Origin of the sequence: Hymenobacter gummosus (genome assembly GCF_003970915.1) — a bacterium.
In the GTDB taxonomy this organism is placed as follows: domain Bacteria; phylum Bacteroidota; class Bacteroidia; order Cytophagales; family Hymenobacteraceae; genus Solirubrum; species Solirubrum gummosum.
This window is the reverse complement of sequence record NZ_RXOF01000013.1, coordinates 174047-197189: the sequence shown is the minus strand read 5'-3', so window position 1 is coordinate 197189 and position 23143 is coordinate 174047. Positions and strand designations below refer to the sequence as shown.

Annotated in this window: 12 protein-coding genes and 1 riboswitch; of the genes, 3 read left to right on the top strand and 9 right to left on the bottom strand. The window is 66.2% G+C overall.

Annotated elements, in window-relative coordinates:
• Positions 1–101: 101 nt before the first annotated feature.
• Both EJV47_RS20335 and tamL read left to right on the top strand, forming a co-directional pair.
• The gene (locus EJV47_RS20335) at positions 102–5354 is read left to right on the top strand and encodes a translocation/assembly module TamB domain-containing protein (RefSeq protein WP_126695041.1); all 5253 of its coding nucleotides are present in this window, start codon (positions 102–104) and stop codon (positions 5352–5354) included.
• A 143-nt stretch (positions 5355–5497) separates the two neighbouring features.
• Positions 5498–7831, top strand: coding sequence for a translocation and assembly module lipoprotein TamL (gene tamL / locus EJV47_RS20330; RefSeq protein WP_126695040.1), 2334 nt, complete (start codon positions 5498–5500; stop codon positions 7829–7831).
• 74 nt (positions 7832–7905) lie between these two features.
• Here tamL and EJV47_RS20325 read toward each other — a convergent pair whose 3' ends face one another.
• The 8 genes from EJV47_RS20325 to metH form a co-directional block, all read right to left on the bottom strand.
• Positions 7906–9447 carry an N-acetylmuramoyl-L-alanine amidase gene (locus EJV47_RS20325; RefSeq protein WP_126695039.1) on the bottom strand — a complete coding sequence of 514 codons (1542 nt, stop codon included), beginning with the start codon at positions 9445–9447 and terminating at the stop codon, positions 7906–7908.
• Positions 9448–9570: 123 nt separating this feature from the next.
• Entirely contained in the window at positions 9571–11118 is a 1548-nt protein-coding gene (locus EJV47_RS20320; protein ID WP_126695038.1) for a hypothetical protein, read from the bottom strand.
• A gap of 121 nt (positions 11119–11239) precedes the next feature.
• On the bottom strand, positions 11240–11803 hold the full coding sequence (locus EJV47_RS20315; RefSeq protein WP_126695037.1) for a hypothetical protein: 564 nt from the start codon (positions 11801–11803) through the stop codon (positions 11240–11242).
• 52 nt (positions 11804–11855) lie between these two features.
• Positions 11856–12437, bottom strand: a complete 582-nt coding sequence (locus EJV47_RS20310) for an energy transducer TonB (protein WP_126695036.1) — start codon at positions 12435–12437, stop codon at positions 11856–11858.
• Between the two features lie 169 nt (positions 12438–12606).
• Positions 12607–13098: a tetratricopeptide repeat protein gene (locus tag EJV47_RS20305; RefSeq protein WP_126695035.1), complete on the bottom strand. Its 492-nt coding sequence runs from the start codon at positions 13096–13098 to the stop codon at positions 12607–12609.
• A gap of 329 nt (positions 13099–13427) precedes the next feature.
• Positions 13428–14384 carry a methylenetetrahydrofolate reductase [NAD(P)H] gene (gene metF, locus EJV47_RS20300; protein ID WP_126695034.1) on the bottom strand — a complete coding sequence of 319 codons (957 nt, stop codon included), beginning with the start codon at positions 14382–14384 and terminating at the stop codon, positions 13428–13430.
• 87 nt (positions 14385–14471) lie between these two features.
• Positions 14472–14876, bottom strand: a complete 405-nt coding sequence (locus EJV47_RS20295; RefSeq protein WP_126695033.1) for an endonuclease domain-containing protein — start codon at positions 14874–14876, stop codon at positions 14472–14474.
• 13 nt (positions 14877–14889) lie between these two features.
• Positions 14890–18663, bottom strand: coding sequence for a methionine synthase (metH, locus tag EJV47_RS20290; protein ID WP_126695032.1), 3774 nt, complete (start codon positions 18661–18663; stop codon positions 14890–14892).
• A gap of 77 nt (positions 18664–18740) precedes the next feature.
• Positions 18741–18854, bottom strand: a riboswitch (SAM riboswitch).
• Between the two features lie 177 nt (positions 18855–19031).
• Between metH and EJV47_RS20285 the strand changes: the two genes are divergently transcribed.
• Complete coding sequence (locus EJV47_RS20285) at positions 19032–21065, top strand: hypothetical protein (protein WP_165903847.1); 2034 nt, start codon at positions 19032–19034, stop codon at positions 21063–21065.
• Between the two features lie 65 nt (positions 21066–21130).
• Here EJV47_RS20285 and EJV47_RS20280 read toward each other — a convergent pair whose 3' ends face one another.
• Positions 21131–23068: a peptide-N-glycosidase F-related protein gene (locus EJV47_RS20280; protein WP_126695030.1), complete on the bottom strand. Its 1938-nt coding sequence runs from the start codon at positions 23066–23068 to the stop codon at positions 21131–21133.
• Positions 23069–23143 lie beyond the last annotated feature (75 nt).

Genomic DNA, 23143 nt, shown 5'->3' with positions numbered 1-23143 from the left:
AAAAAGAGGGCCGGTGTAACATTCTGCCGCCGAAGTTCGTCCGAAAGGGCTCTGGCCGTCAGCTTTCGGGCGAGCGGCCTTCCGCGCTTCTCTCTCAACACTTGGCAAACTCTACCTCTACTCCGCCCGCGGCGCCGGCTCCTGAGCCCGCACCGCGCCACCGGCTGCCCGGCCCCGTGCGCTGGCTGCTCTGGGGCTTGCTGGGCCTCGTGGGCCTGATTATTCTGGTGGCAGTCGGGCTGTATTTCGCCCTGCAGGTGCCCTCCGTGCAGGACTGGGCCGCCCAGAAAGCGGCCGGCTATCTGCAAGACAAGATCAAGACCGAAGTCCGCATTGGGAAGTTTCGGACCGACTGGAAGCACGGCGTGGCCCTGGAGGGCGTGTACCTGGAAGACCAGAAGGGCGACACGCTCTTGTCGGTGGGCAAGCTGGCCGTGGGCATCGACATCTGGGCGCTGACCAAGTCGCAGATCAACGTGAGCAACGTGGAGCTGACCGACGGCACGGTGCACCTCAACCGCACGCTGCCCGACTCCACCTACAATTTCGACTACATCCTGGCTGCCTTTGCTACTCCCGCCGACACGGCCAAGACCACCGCGGCCGACTCGACGGGCGGCTTCAAGTACGACATCGGCGACGCTCATTTGGCCCGCATCTACCTGACTTATAACGACGAGGTGGACGGCATGAGCGTGCGCGGGCGCGTGGGAGATTTGGCCGTGAGCATGAAGGAAGTGGACGTGGACCGCAGCATCTACCGGGTGGAAACGGCCAGCCTGAAGAACACCGGCTTCAGCATCAAGCAAACCAAGGTGCCGCCGGATACGCCCTCGGAGCCGCTCACGCTGACCCTGGGCCTGGACCGGGCCACGCTCGACAACGTGGCACTCAACTACGAAAACGACCCCTCGAAGCAGTACATCAAGACCCGAATCGGGCAGGCCTTGGTAACGGCGGATAACATCGATTTGATCCGGCAGCGCATCGGGCTGAACACGCTGGTGCTGCGCAACTCGGAAATCAGCTACGCGCAAAATTCCACCGTGCCGGTGGAGCAGCGCGTGATTAATCCCGAGGAAACCGTGGAGAAAGTGGATTCGGCGGTGGCCCAGGCTACCGGCGTGCCCACGTCGTGGCGGGTGGCCCTGCGCAAGTCCGATATCAGCGGGGTGCGTTTCGCCTTCGACAACCTCGACGAGGCCAAGCAGCGCACCCGCCTGCCGGCCATGGACTACAACCACCTGCTCTTCGACTCCCTGGCGCTGCGCACCCGCAACCTGGTGTACACCGAAAACCGGACCACCGGCCGCATCGACCTTTTGCGCGGGCGGGAGCAGAGCGGCTTCCGCGTCGACAAGGCCCAGGCCGACGTGGTGTACGACTCGGTGCAGATCCGCCTCGACAACCTCGACCTGATTACGCCCAACACCCGCATCCGCCGCACCCTGGCCATCGGCTTCGACTCTTTGGGCGCGCTGGCCGATGAGCGCACCATGGGCAAGACGCGCATCGAAGCCAACCTGCAGAACACCCGCCTGGGCTTCCGCGACATTCTGTACCTGGCGCCCGATTTGATTACCGAAAAGCCCTTCACCAGCGGCCCAAACCAGTCGGTGCTGCTGAGTGGGCAGGTGAACGGCCGCCTCGACAACCTGGCCCTGAACAACGTGGAGCTGGTGGGCCTGCGCGGCACCACCGTGCGCGCCTCGGGCCGCATTCAGGGCCTGCCGAACACCGACCGCCGCCTGTACACCGACCTCAACATCCGGGAGCTGACCACCACCAAGCGCGACCTGCTCGACATTCTGCCCGCCGGCACCATTCCGCAGGACGTCATTGAGCTGCCCGAGCGGGCCACGCTCAGCGGCACCGTGAAAGGGCGGCCGACGGCCAACGACTTGGCCATCAACCTGAACGCCAATACCTCGTTTGGCGGCGCTACCATTGCGGCCAACCTGCGGCCCGGCCCCGCCGGCCGGGAGCCGCTGGATGCCCGCTTTAACCTGCGCGGCTTCAACCTGGGCCGCCTGCTCAAGCAGCCCGATATTGGGCCAGTGACGGGCTCGGGCACTTACACGGGCGTGGGCTTCGACCCTGCGACCATGCGCGGGCAGCTCACGGCCAAGCTCACGCAGGCCCGCTACGGCAACTACACCTACAAGAACATCGACGCCAACGTGGGCATCACGGGGCAGCGCTACGACATCGTGGCCCGCAGCACCGGCGACCAGAACGCGGCCTTTAACATCAAGGGCGTGGTGGATTTGAGCAACCCGAACGCGCCGCAGTACTCCTTCGGCGGCTCGGTGCAGGGCCTGAACCTGACGGCCCTAGGCTTCTACTCCGGCGGGCAGCTTAGCCTCAAGGGCGACCTGGACGCCAACCTGCGCGGCTCTGATTTGAACACCATCAACGGCACGGTGCAGGGCAACGGCGTAGTCATCAACCTCGACGGGCAAACCATTCCGCTCGACTCGCTCGACGCCCGCATCGTGCAGGAAGCCGGCCGGGTGGAGGTCGACTTCACCTCCAGCATCCTGCAGGCGACGCTGCGCGGCAACACCCGCCTCGGCGACATTGCCACCGAGCTGCAGCAGCACATCGACCGGTACTTCGACCTGCCGGGCGTGCAGTACCGAGCCTCCGGGGCCGACCGGCGCTTCACCTTCGACGTGAAAGTGCCGCGCACCGGGGCGCTGCTGCTGCCGCGCTTCGTGTCGGGCCTCACCCGCATTTCGCCCTTCCAGCTGACGGGCAGCTACGACAGCCGCGCCGCCAACCTGACGGTGCGCACCGACATTGCCCGCATCCGCTACTCCGGCACCACGCTCGACTCCTTGAAGCTGCGCGTGGGCTCCGACCCGCAGAAGCTCGACTACAGCCTCTCGCTCGACCAGGCCTACCAGGATACCACGCTCAAGATTCCGAACCCGAGCATTGCGGGCAGCATTGCCAACAACCAGGTGGGCACCCGCCTGCGCATTGCCGAGTCGGACTCGGTGCAGCGGCTGAGCCTGGGCGGGACGCTGCAGGTGCTCAACGGGGCGCAGACCTACCAGTTCAGCTTCGCGCCCGACATCGTCCTCGACAACAAGCAGTGGACGGCCGCCCCGGGCGGGGTAGTGCGCTACACGCTGTCGACGGGCAACATCGACGCCCAGAACGTGCGCATCTCGCGCAACCAGGGTGCGGCCGACCGGTTTCTGGCCCTGCAGACGCTGCCCGGGCCGCGCAACCCGCTGCAGGTGCAGCTCGGCAACCTCGACCTCAACGGGCTGGGCCGGGCCGCCGGCCTACAGGATTCCCTGGTGGGCGGCACCCTGAACGGGCAGGCCGTGGCCTACAACCTGGCCCGCACCGGCCAGGCTTTCACCGCCGACCTCAACCTGCTGGGCTTTGCCTACAACAAGTACGTGCTGGGGGATTTGCGCGCCCAGGTGCAGAACAACACCGCCGACCGCTACGACCTCAACGCCCAGCTGACCAAGAACGACGGCACCGACGTGCGCCTCACCGGCTACTACGCCACCAGCGGCGCCCTCGACGTGGTGGCCGACATTGCCCAGTTCAACCTGAAAGCCATTGAGCCCTTCTCGGCCGGGCAGATTCAGGAGTCGACCGGCGCCCTGACCGGCCGCTTTACCGTGACGGGCACCACCGCCAACCCGCAGCTGCGCGGCGCCGCCCGCTTCCGCGACGGGGGCTTTACCCTTTCGCAGCTCGGCGCCCCGTTCCGCCTCTCCGACCAGGAGCTGACCCTGACCGACCGCGGCCTGCACTTCGACCAGTTCGCCATCATCGACTCGCTGGGCCGCCGGGCCATTGTCGACGGCTACATCGTGCCGGCGCGGCAGCTGGCGCAGGTGGGCCAGTACCGCCTGGAGCTGACCGCCACCACCGACCAGTTTCTGGCCGTGCAGAGCACCCGCCGCGAAAACCCGCTGTACTACGGCAAGCTGTTCGTGGACTCCGAAACCCAGGTGCGCGGCAACCTGCAGCGGCCCAACGTGCGCACCCGCGCCACCGTGGCCGAGGGCTCGAACCTGACCGTGGTGGTGCCCACCGACGAGGCCGTGGCCGTGGAGCGGGAGGGCATCGTGGTGTTCGTGGACAAGGACGGGCCCAAGCCCAACACCGACTCCCTGCTGCTGGCCGCCGCCAACGACATCGACAGCGCGGCCGTGGCCACCGGCTACGACGTGCGCGCCAACATTACCATCAACGACAACACCCCCTTTACCATCGTCATCGACGAGGCCGCCGGCGACAACCTGAAAGTGCGCGCCGAAGGCACGCTGAACGCGGTGCTGGATGAGCGCGGCGCCCAGACGCTCACCGGCCGCCTCGACGTAACCCAGGGCCAGTACCAACTCTCGCTCTACGACCTGGCCGAGCGCAAATTCGACATTGCCCCGGGCTCCTTTATCACCTGGAGCGGCGACCCGTACAACGCCCAGCTGAACGTGTCGGCTATTTACCGGGTGCGGGCGGTGGCCGCCGACCTCATTGCCAACCAGCTCGACGCGGGCTCGGAGCTGAGCAACCTCTCGCGCAACCGCCTGCCCTTCGAGGTGTACCTGAACGTGACCGAGCAGCTGCTCAAACCGGCCATTAGCTTCGATATCCGGGTGCCGGAGGGCACCACCAGCCCGGTGGCCGAGCCGGTGCGGGCCAAGCTGGAGCAGCTGCGCCAGCCCAGCAACGTGAACGAGCTGAACAAGCAGGTATTCGCCCTGCTGGCTCTGAACCGCTTCGTGGCCGAAAACCCCTTCCAGAGCACGGCTGGCCCCGGCACCTTCGTGGGCAACCAGCTGCGCGGCTCGGCCAGCCAGGTGCTGACGGACCAGCTCAACAACCTCACCGGCGAGTACCTGGCCGGTCTGGGCCTGGAGCTGGGCGTGGACTCCTACACCGCTGTAACCGGCTCGGGCGCCCAGCAAAACCGCACCGACCTGAACGTGGCCATGCGCCGGCAGCTGTTCAACGACCGATTGAGCGTGCGCCTGGGCACCGACGTGCCCCTGGCCGGCGGCAGCGGCGGCGGTTCGCAGGCCACCCAGGGCGCCGGCGCCGCCAGCCAGTTTGCCGGCGACGTGAGCATCGAGTACAACATCCTGCCCGACGGCCGCCTGCGCCTGCGCGCCTTCCGCAACAACGCCTACGAGGACATCGACGGGCAATTCATCCGCACCGGCGCTTCGCTGATCTTCCAGCGCGACTACAACAACCTGCAGGAGCTGTTTCAGAAGGTGGCGCCCGAGGTAAAGCAGGCCGTGAAAACCGACCGTAAGGCCCGCAAGGCCGAAAAAGCCGCCGCCCAGGACACGCTCAAAAACAACGCACTGAACTAGAACCGCAGATGGCTATGATTTCTAAACTGATGGCTATGATGCGGACTCTCACGGGTAAGAGGGGAGGAGAATATGCGGGTAGGAGCCAAGGTGCTGCCAACTCACACCCTCATACCCGCATACCCTCCTGCCCTGCATCCTTTTTGCCCTCCCACTCTCATACCCTCATACCCTTAATCCTCTTCCTAGCCGGCTGCAGCGGCACCCGCTTCGTGCCCGACAACGACAAGCTCTACACCGGCTCGTCGGTAAAGGTGACTTCGCCGTACCCGATTCCAAAGGAGGCCGAGCTGACTACCGAGCTGGAATCGGTCATTACGCCCAAGCCCAACGCCAGCATCCTCGGGCTGCGGCCCAAGCTGTACTTCTGGCACATGGGTGAGGGCAAAACCAAGGGCCTGGGCAAGTGGCTGGCCGACAAGTACGGCGAGGCCCCGGTGCTGCTCAGCCAGGTGGACACGCAGAAGGTGAAAAACCTGATGCTCAACCGCCTCTACAACAACGGCTTCTTCGCCAGCCCGCAGGTGCAGAGCAAAGTGGTGGCCAAGGACCGCACCGCCACCATCGACTACGCCGCCCGGGTGCAGAAGGCCTACACCATCAAGGAAATCCACTTCCCCGAGCGCGACACGCTTATCGACCGGGACATCCGGCGGGTGCAGGCGGGTACGCTGCTCAAGGTGGGCGACCCGTACAACCTCAATACCCTCATGGCCGAGCGTACCCGCGTCGACAACGCGCTGAAGCAGAACGGCTACTACTACTTTGCGCCCGACTACCTCATCTACGAAGTCGACAGCGCCGAGCACAACCAGGTGGACATTTACCTGCGGGTGAAGGGCAGCATTCCGAAGCGCGCCAGCAAGCCCTACGTGCTCAACCGCGTGACGCTGAACACCCGCTTCGGCCTCACCGACACGACGGAGCGCGTCACGCCCATCATCTACCGCAAGTACCGCTACGTGCCCGACGAGGAGGTATTCAAGGCCAAGGCCATTGCCAACGCCACCTTCCTCTACCCCGACTCCCTGTACCGCCGCCGCCGCCAGGACCAGACGCTGAGCCGCCTGATGAGCCTGGGCACCTTCAAGTTCGTCGATATTCAGTTCCGGCCCGCCCGGCAGAAGCCCGACTCGGCTGGCTACGGCTTCCTGAACGCGCAGGTGCGCATGACGCAGCTCAAGCGCAAGTCGCTGCGGGCCGAAATCCAGCTGGTGCAGAAAACCAACGGCTTCACCGGCCCGGGCTTCACGGCGCAGTTTCGCAACCGCTCCGCCTTCCGCGGGGCCGAGCAGCTGCTGCTGAACTTCGTGGGCACTTTCGAGCGGCGGCAGACCCGCAACACCAGCACCGACAACGGCCCGGTGCTGGGCCTCTCCTCGGTGGAAGTAGGCGCGAATGCCCAACTGCTGGTGCCGCGGCTCATCACCCCACCCTTCGACATCCGGCTGAAGAACTCCGACTTTCAGCCGCGCACCACCTTCGGGGCCGGCTACCGCTACGTGGAGCGGCGGCAGTTTTTCCAGGAAGACTTCTTCAACCTGAACTACGGCTACAGCTGGAAAACCAAGATTACCAACGAACAGGAGCTGCGCCCCATCGATTTGCAGTACATCCGGCTGGCCAACACCGAGCCGGAATTTGACACGCTATTGCTGGAGCGGCCCTTCCTGGCCAACTCCTTCCGGCAGCAGTTTATTCCGGCCAGCTCCTACCGCTACACCTACAACACGCAGGTGTACGAGCAGCGGCGCAATCAGCTGTACTTCAGCGGGATGATTGAGGGCTCGGGCAACCTGGCTACTGGCCTGAGCAAGCTCACCGGCGCCTCCCGCAACTCCAACAACCGCTACGAGCTGATCGGCCAGGAATACTCGCAGTACACCAAGGTGGACCTGGAGTACCGCAACTACTTCCGCATCAGCCCCGACCCGCGCAGTGGCAACAAAATAGCCACCCGGGTGCAGCTGGGCCTGGGCATGCCCTACGGCAATTCCGATGTGCTGCCCTACCTGAAGCAGTACGGCATGGGCGGCCCCAACAGCGTGCGGGCCTTCGCGGCACGGCAACTGGGCCCGGGCAGCTACCGCCCCACCGGCAACCAGCTGAATACCCGCTTCTACGACCAGGTCGGCGACGTCCGCTTCGAGGTCAACGCCGAGTACCGGCAGGACCTGTTCCCGTACGTGAAAGGGGCCCTGTTCGTGGATGCCGGCAATATCTGGCTGGTCAACGAGGACGACACGCGCCCCGGCTCCCAATTCGCGGCCAACCGCTTCCTCAAAGAGCTGGCGGTAGGCGCCGGCGCCGGCATCCGCATCGACGTACAGTTCCTGGTCATCCGCCTCGACTTCGCCGTGCCCATGCGCCTGCCCTACAGAATCAGCAACATTCCGCCCGGCGAAGAAGACGAATTTCCAAGACCCGGAAAATTCCAGGACGGCCGCCTGAACCTGGCCATCGGGTACCCCTTCTAAGCGGTGAAATGGTGAAGTGGTGAAATGGTGAGTGACGTTCTGATTGCCCGAACGTCACTCACCACTTCACCATTTCACTGTTCTTCCGCTTCCGTCCGGCTATGGCCGAGGAAGCGTTTGGCGCGGGTACCTTCCACGAAGCTCTTGATGCCGGCGGTAATGCGCTCGGCTACCTGTTGCTGGAAGGCGGGGTTGAGCAGGCGCTTTTCGTCGTCGGGGTTGGAAATAAAGGCGGTTTCCACCAGGGCGTTGGGGTATTCGGTGGGGCCGTTCAGCCCGAAGTTGAACGAGCCCACGTTGCCCCAGGGCGCCAGCCCGGTTTGCACCATCTCCTCATAAATGGCCTTCGACAAGGGCTGAAAGGCTACGTAGCGGTAGAAGGTGGCCGTGCCCTTGGCCTCGGCCGAGCCGGTGCTGTTGATGTGCACGCTCACCAGCAAGTGCGGCATGAGCTTGCGCAGGCGGCGCACCCGCAGCTCGTTGCCCACGCTCACGTCGGCGTCGCGGGTCATCAGCACGGTGGCGCCGGCCTTTTCCAGCTCGGCGCGCAGCTTCTGGGCAATGCTAAGGGTGAGGGTCTTTTCCATCACGCCGCTGGCTCCCACGGCGCCCTGATTGTCGCCGCCGTGGCCGGCATCTACGGCTACGGTCAGGCCCTTCAGCTCCAGCCGGGCCGGGGGGCGCCGCACCCGAATGGTCAGCACGTTGTTCACGTAGGCTATGCTGTAGCCCCAGTTCTGGCGGTGCCGCAGGTTGATGACGATGCGGAACACGTCGGGCTGGGGCTGCTCGTAGCTGAGGTTGGTAATTTCCCGCAGGCCGGCGCGCTGGGTTATCCAGTTGGTATTGGAAGTAGCCCCGAACACGTCAATGATAAGCCGTGTGGGCTCCACCTGCAGCTGCGAGCGGTAGGGCAGGCGCTCCTGCAGGGGCACGCGCACGTAGTCGTACTGCTCGTCGCCGCTCACGCTCCACGAGCCCGTCAGCGACTGGGGCTGAAAGCCGCCGGGCGGCAGCAGGCGCACGGTTTCGTCGGGCACCCAGGCCGTCTGGCCCTCGGCCAGGCGCACGCGCAGGTACTCGCCTACGCGCCCGGTCACGTGCAGCAGCACCAGGGAGTCGAGGTAGCCGATTTTGGCCCCGCCGAGGCGGTCTTCGCCCAGGCCGTAATTCAGGTACGCCAGCGAGGTGCTGGTGCGAGCCAGCTGCGGCAGGGCCGGGTTGAGCAGGCGTACGGTGGCCGTGGTCAGCAGAGAGTCGCGGCGGCCGTCGGGCAGGCGCAGGCGGAGTTTCAGCGGGCGGCCCGCAGCGGTGCCCAGCAGCGTATCGGTGGGCTGCACCACGTAGCTGAGCTGGTAGGTGCCGCTGCCGCCTTTGCCGTCGGCCGTAGGCAGCTCGGTCAGGGGCACGTCGCGCAGCACCTTGGTGGACTTGCCGTCGGGGCCGGGCAGGCCGGGGCCGCTGGTCTGCAGCACCGCCACGCGGGCACCGGGCTGGGCCTTCACGCGCAGCTGCAGCCGGTCGCCGGGCTGCAGCCACTGGTCTTTATTCGGTACCAACTCGGCCGAGGTGATGAGGCGTTGGGCCGCGGCCGGGCGCGTCAGGGGCAGCAGCAAAAGCAGGACAAGAAGCCCGCGGAGCAGGCGGAGCGGGAGGCAGGGCAGCGTCATACTGCAAAGAAACGGCCCGCACCGGGTCAGGATGCGGGCCGGGTAATTTTAGCGCGGCAGGCCGCCGCGCTACAGGTGCAGTACCCGCCGCAGCTGCACGCCCGCCGTGGCGGTAGCCTGGCGGGAGTAGGCCACCACTGGTACCGCCGCCTCCCCGTTGTAGTACCAGTTCACCACGGTCTGGTCGGCCCGGTCGCGTCCCACGGGGCGGCGGGTGTAGGCCAACTGCACCGCCAGCAGGGTGCGCCGGCTGATGCGCGCCTCAATTTCGGCTTCCAGCTGGGCCAGTACCCGCCAGCGCGTCGGCAGCAGGTAGCTGAACGAGAAGTCCGAGTAATCCTGGTCGGGTGTGGACGTCATCAGTTGGTACGACTCGCCGAAAGCCGACGGGCCGGTGTAGCGGTGCAGCACCGCCCCGGCCCGGGCGGCCACGTACCACCGGTCGGGGCGCAGGGCCCAGCGGCGGCCGCCCATCAGGGCCCAGGCCGTGTTCAGGGGCCAGCCCGTCAGCTCAGTGCCGTGCTGCGGGGCTGCCGTCCAGCTGCTTTGCGGCAAGGCTCCGCGGCTGGCCGGCGCGGCAGCCGTTGGGTCGAAGCTGCTTATTAGCAGCACGGAACCGGTTTGCGGGCCCGCTTCGACCAGCCAGCCGCTCGGCCACTGGTAGCCCAGGCGGGCAGCCAGCGCGGGCAGGGCCATGTCGGCCACGGTGGCGTCGGGGCGGAAACCCTGCCGGCCCTGACGGGCCAGTGCCACGCCGAGCCGCAGACCGCCCGACAGGTACAGGCCGCGGGTGGGTAGGGGCTGCCAGGGCTGGCGGTCCGGGCGCGGCTCCCAGGGGTGCGGGGTCAGGCCCAGCTTCTTTTTCTGCGCCTGCCAGTGGTAGCCCAGGCTTAGCTCCCAGAAGCTGCCGCGGGTATCGAGGCTGATGCCTACTGGCTGCGGTCCGGCAGCGTCCCGCACCGACAGCGCGTAGGTGCTGCGGTACACCGGGGTCAGCCCATGGTGGTAGGCTACTTCCAGGCTCAGCCAGTCGCGCCAGAGCGTTTCCTGCGTCAGGCCCAGGCGCAAGCTCAGCAGCCCGCCCACGCGGCGCTGGCGCACCAGCGTCTGCTGCCCGGAGCCCCAGTACTGGCGGACGCCGAGCAACTGGGTACTGTCGGGGGTCATTGCGTACTGCTGGCTGGGCGTGCCCGCAAACAGGAGCCCTACCCCGGCCGCCCCCAGCAGCCGCACGCGCCCGGTGCGGCCTACCACCACAGAGTGCCCGGCTTCCAGGCGCAGCAGGGTATTGAAGGTGACAAAGCCCGCCCCGGAGCTGCGCGTGGTGTCGGTACGCTGGTCCACGAAGTCGACGTAGCTCGGCAGCGGCAGGCGGCTGAACGAGGCGCGGGCGAAGGTGCCGGCGCGGAAGTTGCGCTGCACCGACAGCACCGGGCTCAGGTCGCTGGCGGCCACGTATTGCTGCCGGACGCCGGGCAGCTCCACGGCGGCGCGCTTCTGCCAGGTAGCCGTGTTCTGCGCCAGGCGCAGGCCCAGCTGCCAGCCGGGCTGCTGTTGCCCAAGCGCGAAATGGCTGCTCAGCAGTGCCCCCGCGGCGAGGAAATAAGGTAAGCGCATGGCGGATAATGGGTAAGGATGAAGCCGGCAAACAAACCGGTCGGACCTCCAGGGCAGGAGGCCCGACCGGCCGCTAACGTTGCAGAGCCGCCGAATATTGGGCGGCAGGTAAGGCTCCGGGTTATTTCGCCGCGGGCTGGTCGCGCACGGCTTCGCGGAGGTCTTTTAGGTCGCGCCCGGCTTCCAGGGCTTCGAACTCGGCCTGCAGGGCCTTGATGCGCAGCTCCTGCCGGGCCGGCAAATCCAGCCGGGTGGTGCGGTAGTGGCGGTTCAGGCGGTTGAACACGGCCGTGGCGTAGTCCCAGTCGCGCTGGGTCCACTGGCGGCGCTTGGCGCGCGTCTGGCGCAGCAGTTGCACGTAGGCCGGCTCCAGGCTGGTCACCGGCAGCTGCTCGATGGCGGCATACGTGCCCAGCAGCTCCTGCACGAAGGCGGTGGTGGCCACCGTGTCGAGGGGCTGGCGGTTGCGGGCGCGGGAGGCCGAGTCCCAGCGGGCGGCGCGGCGGCCGGCGCGCTTGAGGGCCGCACCGGCCTTATGGGCGGCGGTATCGAGCTTACGGGCGCTGTCCTGCACGGCTTCCTGCCGCTCGCGCGGGGTAGAGTCGCAGGCAGTGGTGAGCAGGCCGGTGAAGAGCAGCGCGGCGGCCGCGGCAAGGCGGCAGGGGAGGGCGGCAAGAGGTTTCATGGCTGCATGTTACGCAAGCCGCCGCACACTGGATACCCGCCCGGCCACGGGGCTAGTTCTTGGCAATGCGGAAGGTGAAGGGCAGCTCGTACTGCACCGGCACCGCGCGGCCGGCCTTGCGCCCCGGAATCCACTCGTGCGGAATGGTGCGGGCCACGCGCAGGGCCTCTTCGTCGCAGCCCGAGCCGATGCCCGTAAGTACCTGGTACTCCGAGGCGGTGCCCAGCGTGTCGACCACAAAGCGCACGACGACCTTGCCCTGCACGTTTTTCACGCGGGCCTGCTCGGGGTAGCTTAGCTGGCGCATGTAGGTCGACAGCGCCGCCTCGCCGCCCACGTACAGCGGGGGCCGGTCGAGGTAGCCCATCTGCCAGTCGCCGCCCACCTGGTGGCGGTAGGGGTGCTCGTCGGGCTTGCGGTAGAAGAGCAGCTTTTTCTGGTCGTGGTCGTAGCGCTGCACCAGCACCTTGCGGCCGCTGGCGGTCAGGGCATAATACGACCAGGGACCGAGCTTGCGGCCTTTCTCTACGCGGCCACTGTCGAGGTCGGTTTGGCGCACGCGGCCTTGGCCGTGCGCGGCGGTAAAGGGCGCGCCACAGCAGGCGCCGAGGAGCAGGAGTAACGGTAGTCGCATAGCGGGAATGCAGGCCGGGGCAGCCGTGGAGGGCAAGCCGCACCGGTGGGAACGGGAAAGGTCAGCTTGGCGCCGAATCCGCCGAGGCGGGTTCTTTGCCATGCTAAATCTACAATATTTTTTGCTTGATTTTTTCCGTTGTTCCCCGAAATATCCAGTAATCAGCTATTTACTCGCCGTTACCATCGAGCCGGTCCTGCACTTCGCGCAGCTGGGCCTGCAGGCCGGGCAGGTGCGGGCAGAGGCGGCGCAGGCGGCGCAAGGTGCGCAGGGCGCCGCGGTCGTCGCCCACCATGCGCTGAATGGTGGCCCGGCCGGAGAGGGCGCCGAAGTGCCGGGGTTCCAGGCGCAGGGTCTGGCGCACGTCGAGCAGGGAGGCGCGGTACTCCCCGCGCAGGTAGTACACGGTGGCGCGCTTGTTCCAGCCCTCCGCGTAGCTCGGGTACTGCTCGGTTATCCAGCTGAAATCGGCAATGGCGCGGGCGTAGTCTTCGGCCGCAATGGCGCGCATACCGCTTTCCATATGCTTGTTCAGCGCCACCTCGTCGGTTTCCAGCCACAGCTGCCAGATGCCCTGCTGCAGCGCCTCGATTTCGAGCGGGGCCGTGGCCGTGCGCAGGCGCTGAAATAGCTCGTCGAGTTGTTGTGGGCGGTCGGGCATGGGGCCGATGATCAATTGACAATGAGCAATTATCAATGAGCAATGAAATGGTCGGTAGTAATACGTAGCCGCTCCCGGCGCGTTCAACAGCCGAGCAGTACGAGTGTCCGTCACTGCGAGCAGAGCGAAGCAATCCTTCCTCGCGCGGCATAATGGCTCAACTGGGGCCAACCGAAAACCCTATAAACTGAAACGGTCGCACCCGAAGCCAGAGTAATCCTGGTTTCGGGTGCGGTCGGTTTCGGTTTAAAGGTATTGCGTCGGCGCTGCTGCTAGAGGAAGGATTGCTTCGCTCCGCTCGCAATGACGCACACCCGAATCGTCTTGGCCTAAAACAGGGCGGCGGCCACGCGGCGCACGGCCTCGGCCTTGCCCATGCTGTAGTAGTGCAGCACCGGCACGCCGTGGGCCATCAACTCCCGCGACTGGTTGATGCACCACTCGATGCCGATTTCGCGCACGGCCGCGTTGTCGGGGGCCAGGTGCACGGCATCGACCAGCTCGTCGGGTAGGTTCAGGTAAAAGGCGCGGGGCAGGGCCGTGAGCTGGCCTTTGGTGGTCAGGGGCTTCAGGCCTGGAATAATGGGCACGTGGATGCCCGCGGCGCGGCAGCGCTTCTCGAAGTTGAAGAACTGCTCGTTATCGAAAAACATCTGCGTGACGATGTACTCCGCGCCGCGGTCCACCTTGTGCTTGAGGTAGCGCAGGTCGGCCGCGTGGCTGGGGGCCTCGAAGTGCTTCTCGGGGTAGCCGGCCGTGCCGATGCAGAAGTTGGTGGCCCAGGTGTCGTCCTGCTCCTCGTCGAGGTAGGCGCCCTTGTTGAGGTCGGCCACCTGCCCGATCAGGTCGCAGGCGTAGGCGTGGCCGTCGGGCTCGGGCTTGAACTGCCCTTCCGATTTAATCGGGTCGCCGCGCAGGGCCAGCACGTTGTCGATGCCGAGGAAGTGCAGGTCGATGAGGGCGTTTTCGGTTTCTTCCTTGGTGAAGCCCCCGCAGATCAGGTGGGGCACCGTATCCACGTCGAAGCGGTTCTTGATGGCGGCGCAGATGCCCACCGTGCCGGGGCGGCGGCGCACCGTCTTCTTTTCCAGCAGGCCGTTGGGGTGCTGCCGGTACACGTACTCCTCGCGGTGGTAGGTCACGTCGATAAACGGCGGCTTGAACTCCATCAGCGGCTCGATGTTGGAGAACAAGCTTTGGATATTCTCCCCCTTTTTGGGCGGCAGAACTTCGAAGGAAAACAGCGTTTTGCCGGCGGCGCGGGTCAGGTGCTCGGTAACTTTCATGGGCCTCACCCCCCGGCCCCCTCTCCGGGGGAGAGGGGGAGCCTGACAACTTCTAGAGTGGGGGGAGTCAGGAATGGTGTGGAGGATTTACTGGTGGAGCGAAGCCAGGGCTTCGCGGATGGCTTGGAGAACTGTAGGAAGACTAGTTAGTGCTTGCTCGTTGGGGAACCGGAGCACGCGGTAACCGGCGGTGGCTAATCTATAGCTACGCGCTTCGTGGTACTCAGCTTGGCTGGGCCCAGCATGCACCTCGCCATCTACTTCTATGATCAGCTGGTGTTCGGTGCTTAGAAAGTCGACGATGAAATGGCCGATGGCATGTTGGCGGCGGAATTTTACGTTGTTGAGCTGCCGATTGCGCAAGGCCTGCCAAAGAGTATCCTCCGCAGGCGTCGGATTGCGCCGCATTTCACCACTGAATGGCTTTAGCCTTGTATGCCAACGCTTCAAGTCCGCTGTTAATCGGTCTTGTTTGGGGTTCGACGTGTCCATGCCAGGCGTGAGTCTACTGAGCCGTTGCTTTAACAACATTGACGTTAGGCTCCCCCTCGCCCCCGGAGAGGGGGCCGGGGGGTGAGGCAACAGGGTCGTAGTTGAGGTTCGGGGTGAGCCAGCGTTCCAGCTCCGCGAGGGGCATGTTCTTGCGGGCGGCAATGTCGGCCACCTGGTCGCGGCCGATGCGGCCGAGGCCGAAGTAGCGCGAATCGGGGTGGGCGTAGTAGAGGCCGCTGACCGAGGAGGCGGGGTACATGGCCAGGTTTTCGGTGAGGCGGATGCCGGTGGTGTTTTCCGCGTCGAGCAGCTCAAACAGGGTGATTTTCTCGGTGTGGTCGGGGCAGCCGGGGTAGCCGGGAGCCGGGCGCACGCCGCGGTACTTCTCCTGAATTAGGTCTTCGTTCGACAGGTGCTCGTCGGAGGCGTAGCCCCAGAACTCTTCGCGCACGCGCTGGTGCAGGCGCTCGGCAAAGGCCTCGGCCAGGCGGTCGGCCAGGGCTTTCACCATGATGCTGGAGTAGTCGTCGTGGTCCTTTTCGTACTGGTCCAGCAGCTTTTCGATGCCGATACCGGCCGTCACGGCGAAGCCGCCGAGGTAGTCGGCGCGGCCGGTGTACTTGGGCGCTACGAAGTCAGAGAAGGCCAGGGTGGGCACGCCGGCGGCTTTTTCGCTCTGCTGGCGCAGGGTGAAGAACTCCGTCTGCAGGTGCTCCCGCGTCTCGTCGGTGTACACCTCGATGGTGTCGTAATCGACGGTGTTGGCCGGCCAGAAGCCCAGCACGGCGCGGGCCGTCAGCAGCTTCTCATCGATAATCTGCTGGAGCATCCGGCGGGCGTCGTTGTAGAGCTGGGTGGCGGCTTCGCCCACGTTTTCGTCCTCCAGGATGCGCGGGAAGCGGCCCTTCAGCTCCCAGGTCTGGAAGAAGGGCGTCCAGTCGATGTACTCGGCCAGCTCGGCCAAGTCATAGTCTTCCAGCACTTTCGTGCCCAGGAAGGTCGGCTTGGTGATGGGCGTGGCGTCCCAGTCGGCCTTGAAGCCGTTTTCGCGCGCCGCCTCGATGGGCAGGTAGCTTTTCTCGCGCTGGCGGCCGGCGTAGTCGTGGCGCAGGGTTTCGTACTCGTCGCGCACGGTGCGGGCGTAGGCGTCCTTGCCCGAGCCGAGTAGGCCCGCGGCCACGCCCACCGAGCGGGAGGCGTCGTTGACGTGCACCACCGGGCCCGAGTAGCTGGGCGCAATCTTCACCGCCGCGTGCAGGCGCGAGGTGGTGGCCCCGCCGATGAGCAGGGGCGTTTTGAGGCCGCGGCGCTCCATTTCCTGGGCCACGTACACCATTTCGTCCAGGCTCGGGGTGATAAGGCCGGAGAGGCCGATAACGTCGGCGTTCTGGGCGGCGGCTTCGTCCAGAATCTTTTCCAGCGGCACCATCACGCCCAGGTCCACGATGTCGAAGTTGTTGCAGGCCAGCACCACGCCCACGATGTTCTTGCCGATGTCGTGCACGTCGCCCTTCACGGTGGCCAGCAGGATTTTGCCCGCCGACTGCCGCGCCGAGCCGGCTTTTTCGGCCTGCAGGTAGGGCTCCAGGTATGCCACGGCCTTTTTCATCACCCGGGCCGACTTGACCACCTGCGGCAAAAACATCTTGCCGGCCCCGAACAGGTCACCGACCACGTTCATGCCGGCCATCAGCGGGCCTTCGATAACGTCGAGCGGGCGGGCCACCTGCCGGCGTACCTCCTCGGTGTCCTCGTCGATGTACTCGGTAATGCCCTTGACCAGCGCGTGCTGCAGACGCTCGGCCACCGGCCACTCGCGCCAGGCCAGCTTTTCGTTATTCGTTTCTTGTTTTTCGTTGTTCGACTTCACCGTCTCGGCGAAGTCCACGAGGCGCTCCGTCGCGTCGGGGCGGCGGTTCAGGAGCACATCTTCCACCAGCTCCAGCAGGTCCTTGGGCACGTCGTCGTACACGGCCAGCTGGCTGGGGTTGACGATGCCCATGTCGAGGCCGGCCCGAATGGCGTGGTAGAGGAAGGCCGAGTGCATGGCCTCGCGCACCACGTCGTTGCCGCGGAAGGCGAAGCTGATGTTGCTGACGCCGCCGCTGGTCAGCGCGCCGGGCAGGTTCTGCTTGATCCAGCGCACCGCCTCGATGAAGTCCAGCGCGTAGGTGCGGTGCTCCTCGATGCCGGTGCCGACGGTCAGGATATTGGGGTCGAAAATGATGTCCTCGGCCGGGAAGCCGACTTCGTTCACCAGAATGTCGTAGCTGCGCCGGCAGATGTCGATGCGGCGCTGGTAGTTGTCGGCCTGGCCGTTTTCGTCGAAGGCCATGACCACCACGGCGGCCCCGTACTGGCGCACGGTGTGGGCGTGATGCTTGAACACCTCTTCGCCTTCTTTCAGCGAAATCGAGTTGACGATGCTCTTGCCCTGCACGCACTTCAGGCCCGCTTCCAGCACCGACCACTTCGAGGAGTCAATCATCACCGGCACGCGGGCAATGTCGGGCTCGGAGGCAATCAGGTTGAGGAAGGTGGTCATGGCCTGCTCCGAGTCGAGCATGCCCTCGTCCATATTCACGTCGATAACCTGGGCGCCGCCCTCCACCTGGTCGCGGGCCACCTGTAGCGCCTGCTCATAAGCGCCGGTGCGGATGAGGCGGGCAAAGGCGCGGGAGCCGGTCACGTTGCACCGCTCGCCCACGTTCACGAACAGGCTCTGCTCAGTGACGGCGAAGGGCTCCAGCCCGCTTAGGCGGGTGGCGGCCGGCACCGCGGGCAGCTGGCGGGGCTGGTACTTCTCGGCCAGCCGGGCCAGCTCGGCAATGTGCTGGGGCGTGGTGCCGCAGCAGCCACCGACCACCGTTACCAGCCCGTCCTGCAGGTAGCCTTCCACCACCGCCGCAAACTCCTGGGCCGACTCGTCGTAGCCGCCGAAGGCGTTGGGCAGGCCGGCGTTGGGGTAGGCCGAAATGTGCACGTCGGCAATGCGGCTCAGCTCCTTGATGTACACCTTGAGCTGGTCGGCACCGAGGGCGCAGTTCAGGCCCACGCTCAGCAGCGGCAGGTGGCGGATGGAGTTCCAGAACGCCTCCACCGTCTGCCCGCTCAAGGTGCGGCCCGAGGCGTCGGTAATCGTGCCCGAAATCATGACGGGCACCACCCGGCCGCCCTCGTCGAAGAACCTCTGAACCGCAAACAGCGCGGCCTTGGCGTTCAAGGTGTCGAAGATGGTTTCGATCAGCAGCGCGTCGGAGCCGCCGTCGACGAGGCCGCGCACCTGCTCGTGGTAGGCCGTGGCCAATTCGTCGAAGGTCACGGCGCGGAAGCCGGGGCGGTTCACGTCGGGCGAAAGGGAGGCGGTGCGGTTCGTCGGGCCGATGGCGCCGGCCACGAAGCGCTTGCGCGATGGGTCTTTGGCTTCAAACTCATCAGCCACTTCGCGGGCAATGCGCGCCGACTCGTAGTTCAGCTCGTACACGATGTGCTCCAGGGCGTAATCGGCCTGGGCAATGGTGGTGCCAGAGAACGTGTTCGTCTCCACCATATCGGCCCCGGCGGCAAAGTAATCGGCGTGGATGCCCTTGATAATATCGGGCCGGGTAAGGCTCAGCAGGTCGTTGTTGCCGCGCAGCGGGTGCGAGTGGTCCTTGAACCGCTCCCCCCGGAAATCCTCCTCGGTGAGCGTGTGGCGCTGAATCATGGTGCCCATGGCGCCGTCGAGGACGAGGACGCGTTGGCGGAGCAGGTCGGCGAGGGCAGAAGAGGCGGGCAGGGTCGGCATAGCGGGTACTTTCTAGCGGCGGGTGCGCAGGTGGCGCTATCCAGAAAGACCCGGCCGCTTGAGGAAGCCGCCGTATCCGCTCATCTTCTCCGAACGCCGGGGCGGCCTCGGATGGGAGTTAGCACCTCTGCCGCAATGGCTGGTTGCTAAGACGTCACAGGGCCCAGTCCCTCGGTCTTTCTGGATAAGCAGTAGCGAAGATAAGGCAAGCGCGGCTATTCGCAAAGCAGGTAAAAATTAGATGCAAAAAATCATATGCAAGCAATGCCGGGCAATGGGACGGGTATGTATATTTGTATGATTTATTGGAGGTTGGAATGTGTTATAGCACCTGGCCTTTGCTTTTCTCTCTACAAACACACCGTTTTATGCTCGTGACAACCCGACGCTTAGGGGCGGCCCTGCTGGGCCTTTCCCTCGTCTTCGCTGCTGCTCCCAGCCAGGCCCAGGTGGGCAAGGATGGCCCCTTCGGCGTAGGTTCGCCCAACACCATCGTCAACCGCTACACGGCCCTGACGGCCAACGCCGCCGCCGGCAACGACGTGCTGAGCGTGGCCAGCACGGCCGATTTGAGCGCGGGGGATTTGGTGATGGTGATTCAGATGCAGGGCGCCAGCATCAACACCGCCAACACCAGCAGCTACGGCACGGTAACGGCCCTGAACAACGCCGGCAACATGGAGCTGGCGGTGGTGCAGCGCGTGGCCAGCGCTACGTCGGTGGTGCTCAGCCAGCGGCTAACCAAAAGCTACACCAGCGCCGGCCGCGCCCAGCTGGTGCGGGTGCCGCGCTTCTCGCTGTTCGTCGTCAACCCCGGCGCGACGGTGACGGCGCAGGCCTGGAACGGGAGCACCGGCGGGGTGCTGGCCGTGGAGTCGCAGAACGAAATCATCGTCAACGGCACCATCACCGCCACGGGCAAGGGCTTCCGGGGCGGGGCCTTCGCCAACAACGGCGCCAGCAACAATGCCAACTACGTGGGCAGCGGCAACACCGGGGGGCAGAAGGGGGAAAGCATTGCCGGCTACGAAACCAGCTACTCCGGCGGCAGCCGCGGCCGCGGGGCCCCGGCCAACGGCGGCGGCGGCGGCAACTCCGTCAACGCCGGTGGCGGGGGCGGGGCCAACGGCGGCGACCCGACCAAGTGGAGCGGCCGGGGCAACCCTACCCTGAGCATTCCGGAGTGGGCCTCGGCCTGGAACCTGGAGGAAGCCGGCTTTGCCACCAGCACTTCCTCGGGCGGGGGGCGCGGGGGCTACGGCGTATCCGACGTTGACCTGGACGCGCTGAGCGTCGGGCCCGACCGTAGCGCCTGGGGCGACTACAGCCGCCCGAACACCGGCGGCATTGGCGGGCGGCCCCTCGACTACAGCACCGGCCGGCTCTTCCTCGGCGGCGGCGGCGGGGCCGGCGACGGCAACACCGATGTGGCCGGCTACGGCGGCAACGGCGGCGGGCTGGTATTCCTGCTGGCGCCCACCATCAACGGCGGGGGCGTTATCGAATCGAACGGCAGCAACGGCAACTTCTCCTACGCCAACAACCCCTTCGCCGACGGCGCGGGCGGCGGCGGGGCCGGCGGCACCATTGTGGTGCAGAGCAGCGCCCTTTCCAACCTCACGCTGCGGGCCAACGGCGGCGACGGAGGTGGCACCGACAACACCATCGTGAAGGCCTACGGGCCGGGCGGCGGGGGCGGGGCCGGCTACATCGGCATCAGCACCGCCGCCGTGGGCAACAACGTAACGGTAAGCCTGAACGGGGGCAACGGGGGCATGAGCTCCTCGCCCGGCATGGCCGAGTTTCCGCCCAACGGCGCCACCCGCGGGGCGGGCACCACGGTTACTTCGCTCACGCCGCAGGCCGCGCCGCTGCCCGTCACCTGGGCCTACTTCACCGCCAGCTGGGCCGAAGGCCGCAGCACGCTCACCTGGGGCACGGCCATGGAGAAAAACAGCGCCTACTTCCAGCCCGAGCGCAGCCTCGACGGGGGCTACTCGTTCCAGGCCTTCGGCGAAGCCGTACCGGCCGCCGGCCACAGCACCAGCGCGCGGCGCTACACCGCCTACGACGCCCAGCCGCCCGTCGGCAAAATCTACTACCGCATCCGCCAGGTAGATACCGACGGCACGAGCAGCTATACGGCCGCCGTGCTGGTGACGAGCCGGGCCGTGGACGTGGCCGCCTACCCCAACCCCGTGCGCCGCGGGCAGCCGCTGCGCACCACGCTGCCGGCCGGCACCGCCGCCCAGCTCACCGATGTGCTCGGCCGGCTGGTAGCGGCCCCGGTGCTCAGCACCGCCTCCGGTACCCTGGACTTAGACACGCGCGCCCTGCGCCCCGGGCAATACTGGCTGCGCGTGCCGGGCGGTAAAGCCCAGCGCATCAGCGTGGTGGAATAAGGATGCTTGTTCACAAAAAAGCCCCTGTCGGTTGCGGCAGGGGCTTTTTTTGTGGTGGGCAGCGGCTAGGGAATCAGCAGGCGGCGGTGCAGCTGCAGGCCGTTCTGGCCGCGGCACTCCAGCAGGTACACGCCGGCGGGCAGCTGGTGCAAATCGAGGGGGCGCTTCACGGCCTGCACCTGCGGCAGCGTGGCCTGGTACACGCGCTGGCCCGTCGCGCTCAGCACCTGCAGCTGCACGTCCTGGCGCACGGGCAGGTTCAGATCGAGGGTGAAGCGGCCGTCCTGGGCGGGGTTGGGGTACACGTCGAGGGCGGCCAGGGCCTGGGCGGGCGTGCGGGCCAGGGCCTGCGTCACGCTGAAGCGCAGCTTGTACTGGCAGCCAAAGTCGCCGTTGATGGTGCGCAGCACGGTGTTGTTCGGCCCGAGCAGGCGCATGATGCCGGTGCCGCCGGCCGTGTTGGCCCACCACGACAGCCCGTCGCAGCCCGCATCGTCCACGGTGAGGGTGTAGCAGCCGGGCGCCAGGCGCAGGGTGTCGGTGTAGGTGGTGGCCGGGGTGGTGTTGGTGCGGCTGCTGAGGGTCTGGCCGGCCTGGTCGGTCAGCGTCCAGGAGGTCTGGCCCACGCCGGCCGTCACGGAGTTGTTGGTCAGCAGGCTTACCACGAAGCTGGGCGGTAGCATGCTTACGGCGTTGAAGCGGGTGCGCAAGGAGTCGTTGTAGTGGTTCTGGTCGGCTTGCCCGTTCGGGGCCGTTACGTACACCCGGAACACCGACTGGCCGGTGAAATCGGCCGGTACGGGCGGCAGGGTTACTTCCGTCTGGGCCAGGAAGGCAAGGCTGCCCGTCCACTGGTAGCTGCGCCAGGCGTTGGTGCCCACGCGGTAGCGGATGGTGGCCGTCGTGAGCGGGGCGGAGCCGGTGTTACGCAGCACCACGCGCGGGGCGTCGCAGATGGGGTTGTCGCGCACGAAGTTGGCATCAGTGGTCGGGGCCACGATTTGCTCCAGGGCCGCGTCGGTGGTGAAGTTCGGCGCCGAATAGCTCACCAGCTGCGTCTGCCAGATCCACTTGGCATTGGCCATGCTCTGGTTGGAAATGGCGTGCGGGGCCATGTCGATGTTGACCTGGGCCGAGCCCCCGCTCAGGGCCGACGTCAGGTCGTGGTAGATGGGCGCCACCGCGTTGCCGGGGCACCAGTTGCTGCGGTTGTACACCCAGGTGCCGGTCTGCGGGTAAATCTGGTTCAGGCCGCAGTCGGCGCGCCACAGGTCGGTGTTGCCCTGGCTGGTGCCGTTGACGAACAGGGTGTAAAACTTGCGGCAGAACTCGGCGCAGTTGCGCGTATCGGCGCCGTGGCCGGTGATGAAGCTCTTGAGGCTGGCCCCGGCCGCGCCGGGCACTGCCGTCACGGTTTTGGCCGGCAGGTAGTTGTCGATGGGGTCGGCCAGGCGGCCGTAGGGGAAGCCGCCGCCCGCCGGGCCGCTGCTGTATACGTTCTTGACGCCCAGCGCATCCCGCGGGGGCGTGCCCTCGATAAACTCCAGGTACATCGTGATGTTGAAGCCCCAGGAATAGCCGTCGTAGAAAAAGCGCAGGGTGTTGGTTCCCCGCAGCAGGCTGGCGTAGTCGGTCACGTCCACCACGTAATCGTGGCGGCGGTTCTGGGCCAGCCAGTCGGTGGCGTAGGGAGTGATGATGCGGGCCAGCTCCACGGTGTCGTTGGCGGGCGGCAGCAACACCACGCGGGTGGTGTAGTCCCAGGAGCCGCAGTACTGGGAGCCGGGCGGGCAGGCGTAGCGGCCCAGCACGTAGTGTAGCAGGATTTTGCGGTAGCGCCCGGCGGCCGGGAAGGTGGCCGTGGTATCAAACTCGCCGTAGCGGGTCAGCGCGCGGTTGTTGAACACCGTCACGCGGGTGGTGTCGCCGGTGGCGGCCCGGACAGTGGGCGCGGCCAGCCCACCGGCCAGCAACAGCAGAAACAGTAGTAAACGTTTGAGCATAAGGGTTTGGGTGAAGGTGGAGGATAGGGGTGGTGGGCTGGGAGCTAAAGTACGAGCCGATTGGCCGCGGGCCGC

What these genes read in the sequence shown, in the direction of transcription:
- EJV47_RS20315 (WP_126695037.1), bottom strand. Translation starts at nt 11,803, where the DNA reads ATGAAACCTCTTGCCGCCCTCCCCTGCCGCCTTGCCGCGGCCGCCGCG.
- EJV47_RS20310 (WP_126695036.1), bottom strand. Translation starts at nt 12,437, where the DNA reads ATGCGACTACCGTTACTCCTGCTCCTCGGCGCCTGCTGTGGCGCGCCC.
- EJV47_RS20285 (WP_165903847.1), top strand. Translation starts at nt 19,032, where the DNA reads ATGCTCGTGACAACCCGACGCTTAGGGGCGGCCCTGCTGGGCCTTTCC.
- EJV47_RS20295 (WP_126695033.1), bottom strand. Translation starts at nt 14,876, where the DNA reads ATGGACACGTCGAACCCCAAACAAGACCGATTAACAGCGGACTTGAAG.
- EJV47_RS20320 (WP_126695038.1), bottom strand. Translation starts at nt 11,118, where the DNA reads ATGCGCTTACCTTATTTCCTCGCCGCGGGGGCACTGCTGAGCAGCCAT.
- EJV47_RS20280 (WP_126695030.1), bottom strand. Translation starts at nt 23,068, where the DNA reads ATGCTCAAACGTTTACTACTGTTTCTGCTGTTGCTGGCCGGTGGGCTG.
- metH (WP_126695032.1), bottom strand. Translation starts at nt 18,663, where the DNA reads ATGCCGACCCTGCCCGCCTCTTCTGCCCTCGCCGACCTGCTCCGCCAA.
- EJV47_RS20305 (WP_126695035.1), bottom strand. Translation starts at nt 13,098, where the DNA reads ATGCCCGACCGCCCACAACAACTCGACGAGCTATTTCAGCGCCTGCGC.
- metF (WP_126695034.1), bottom strand. Translation starts at nt 14,384, where the DNA reads ATGAAAGTTACCGAGCACCTGACCCGCGCCGCCGGCAAAACGCTGTTT.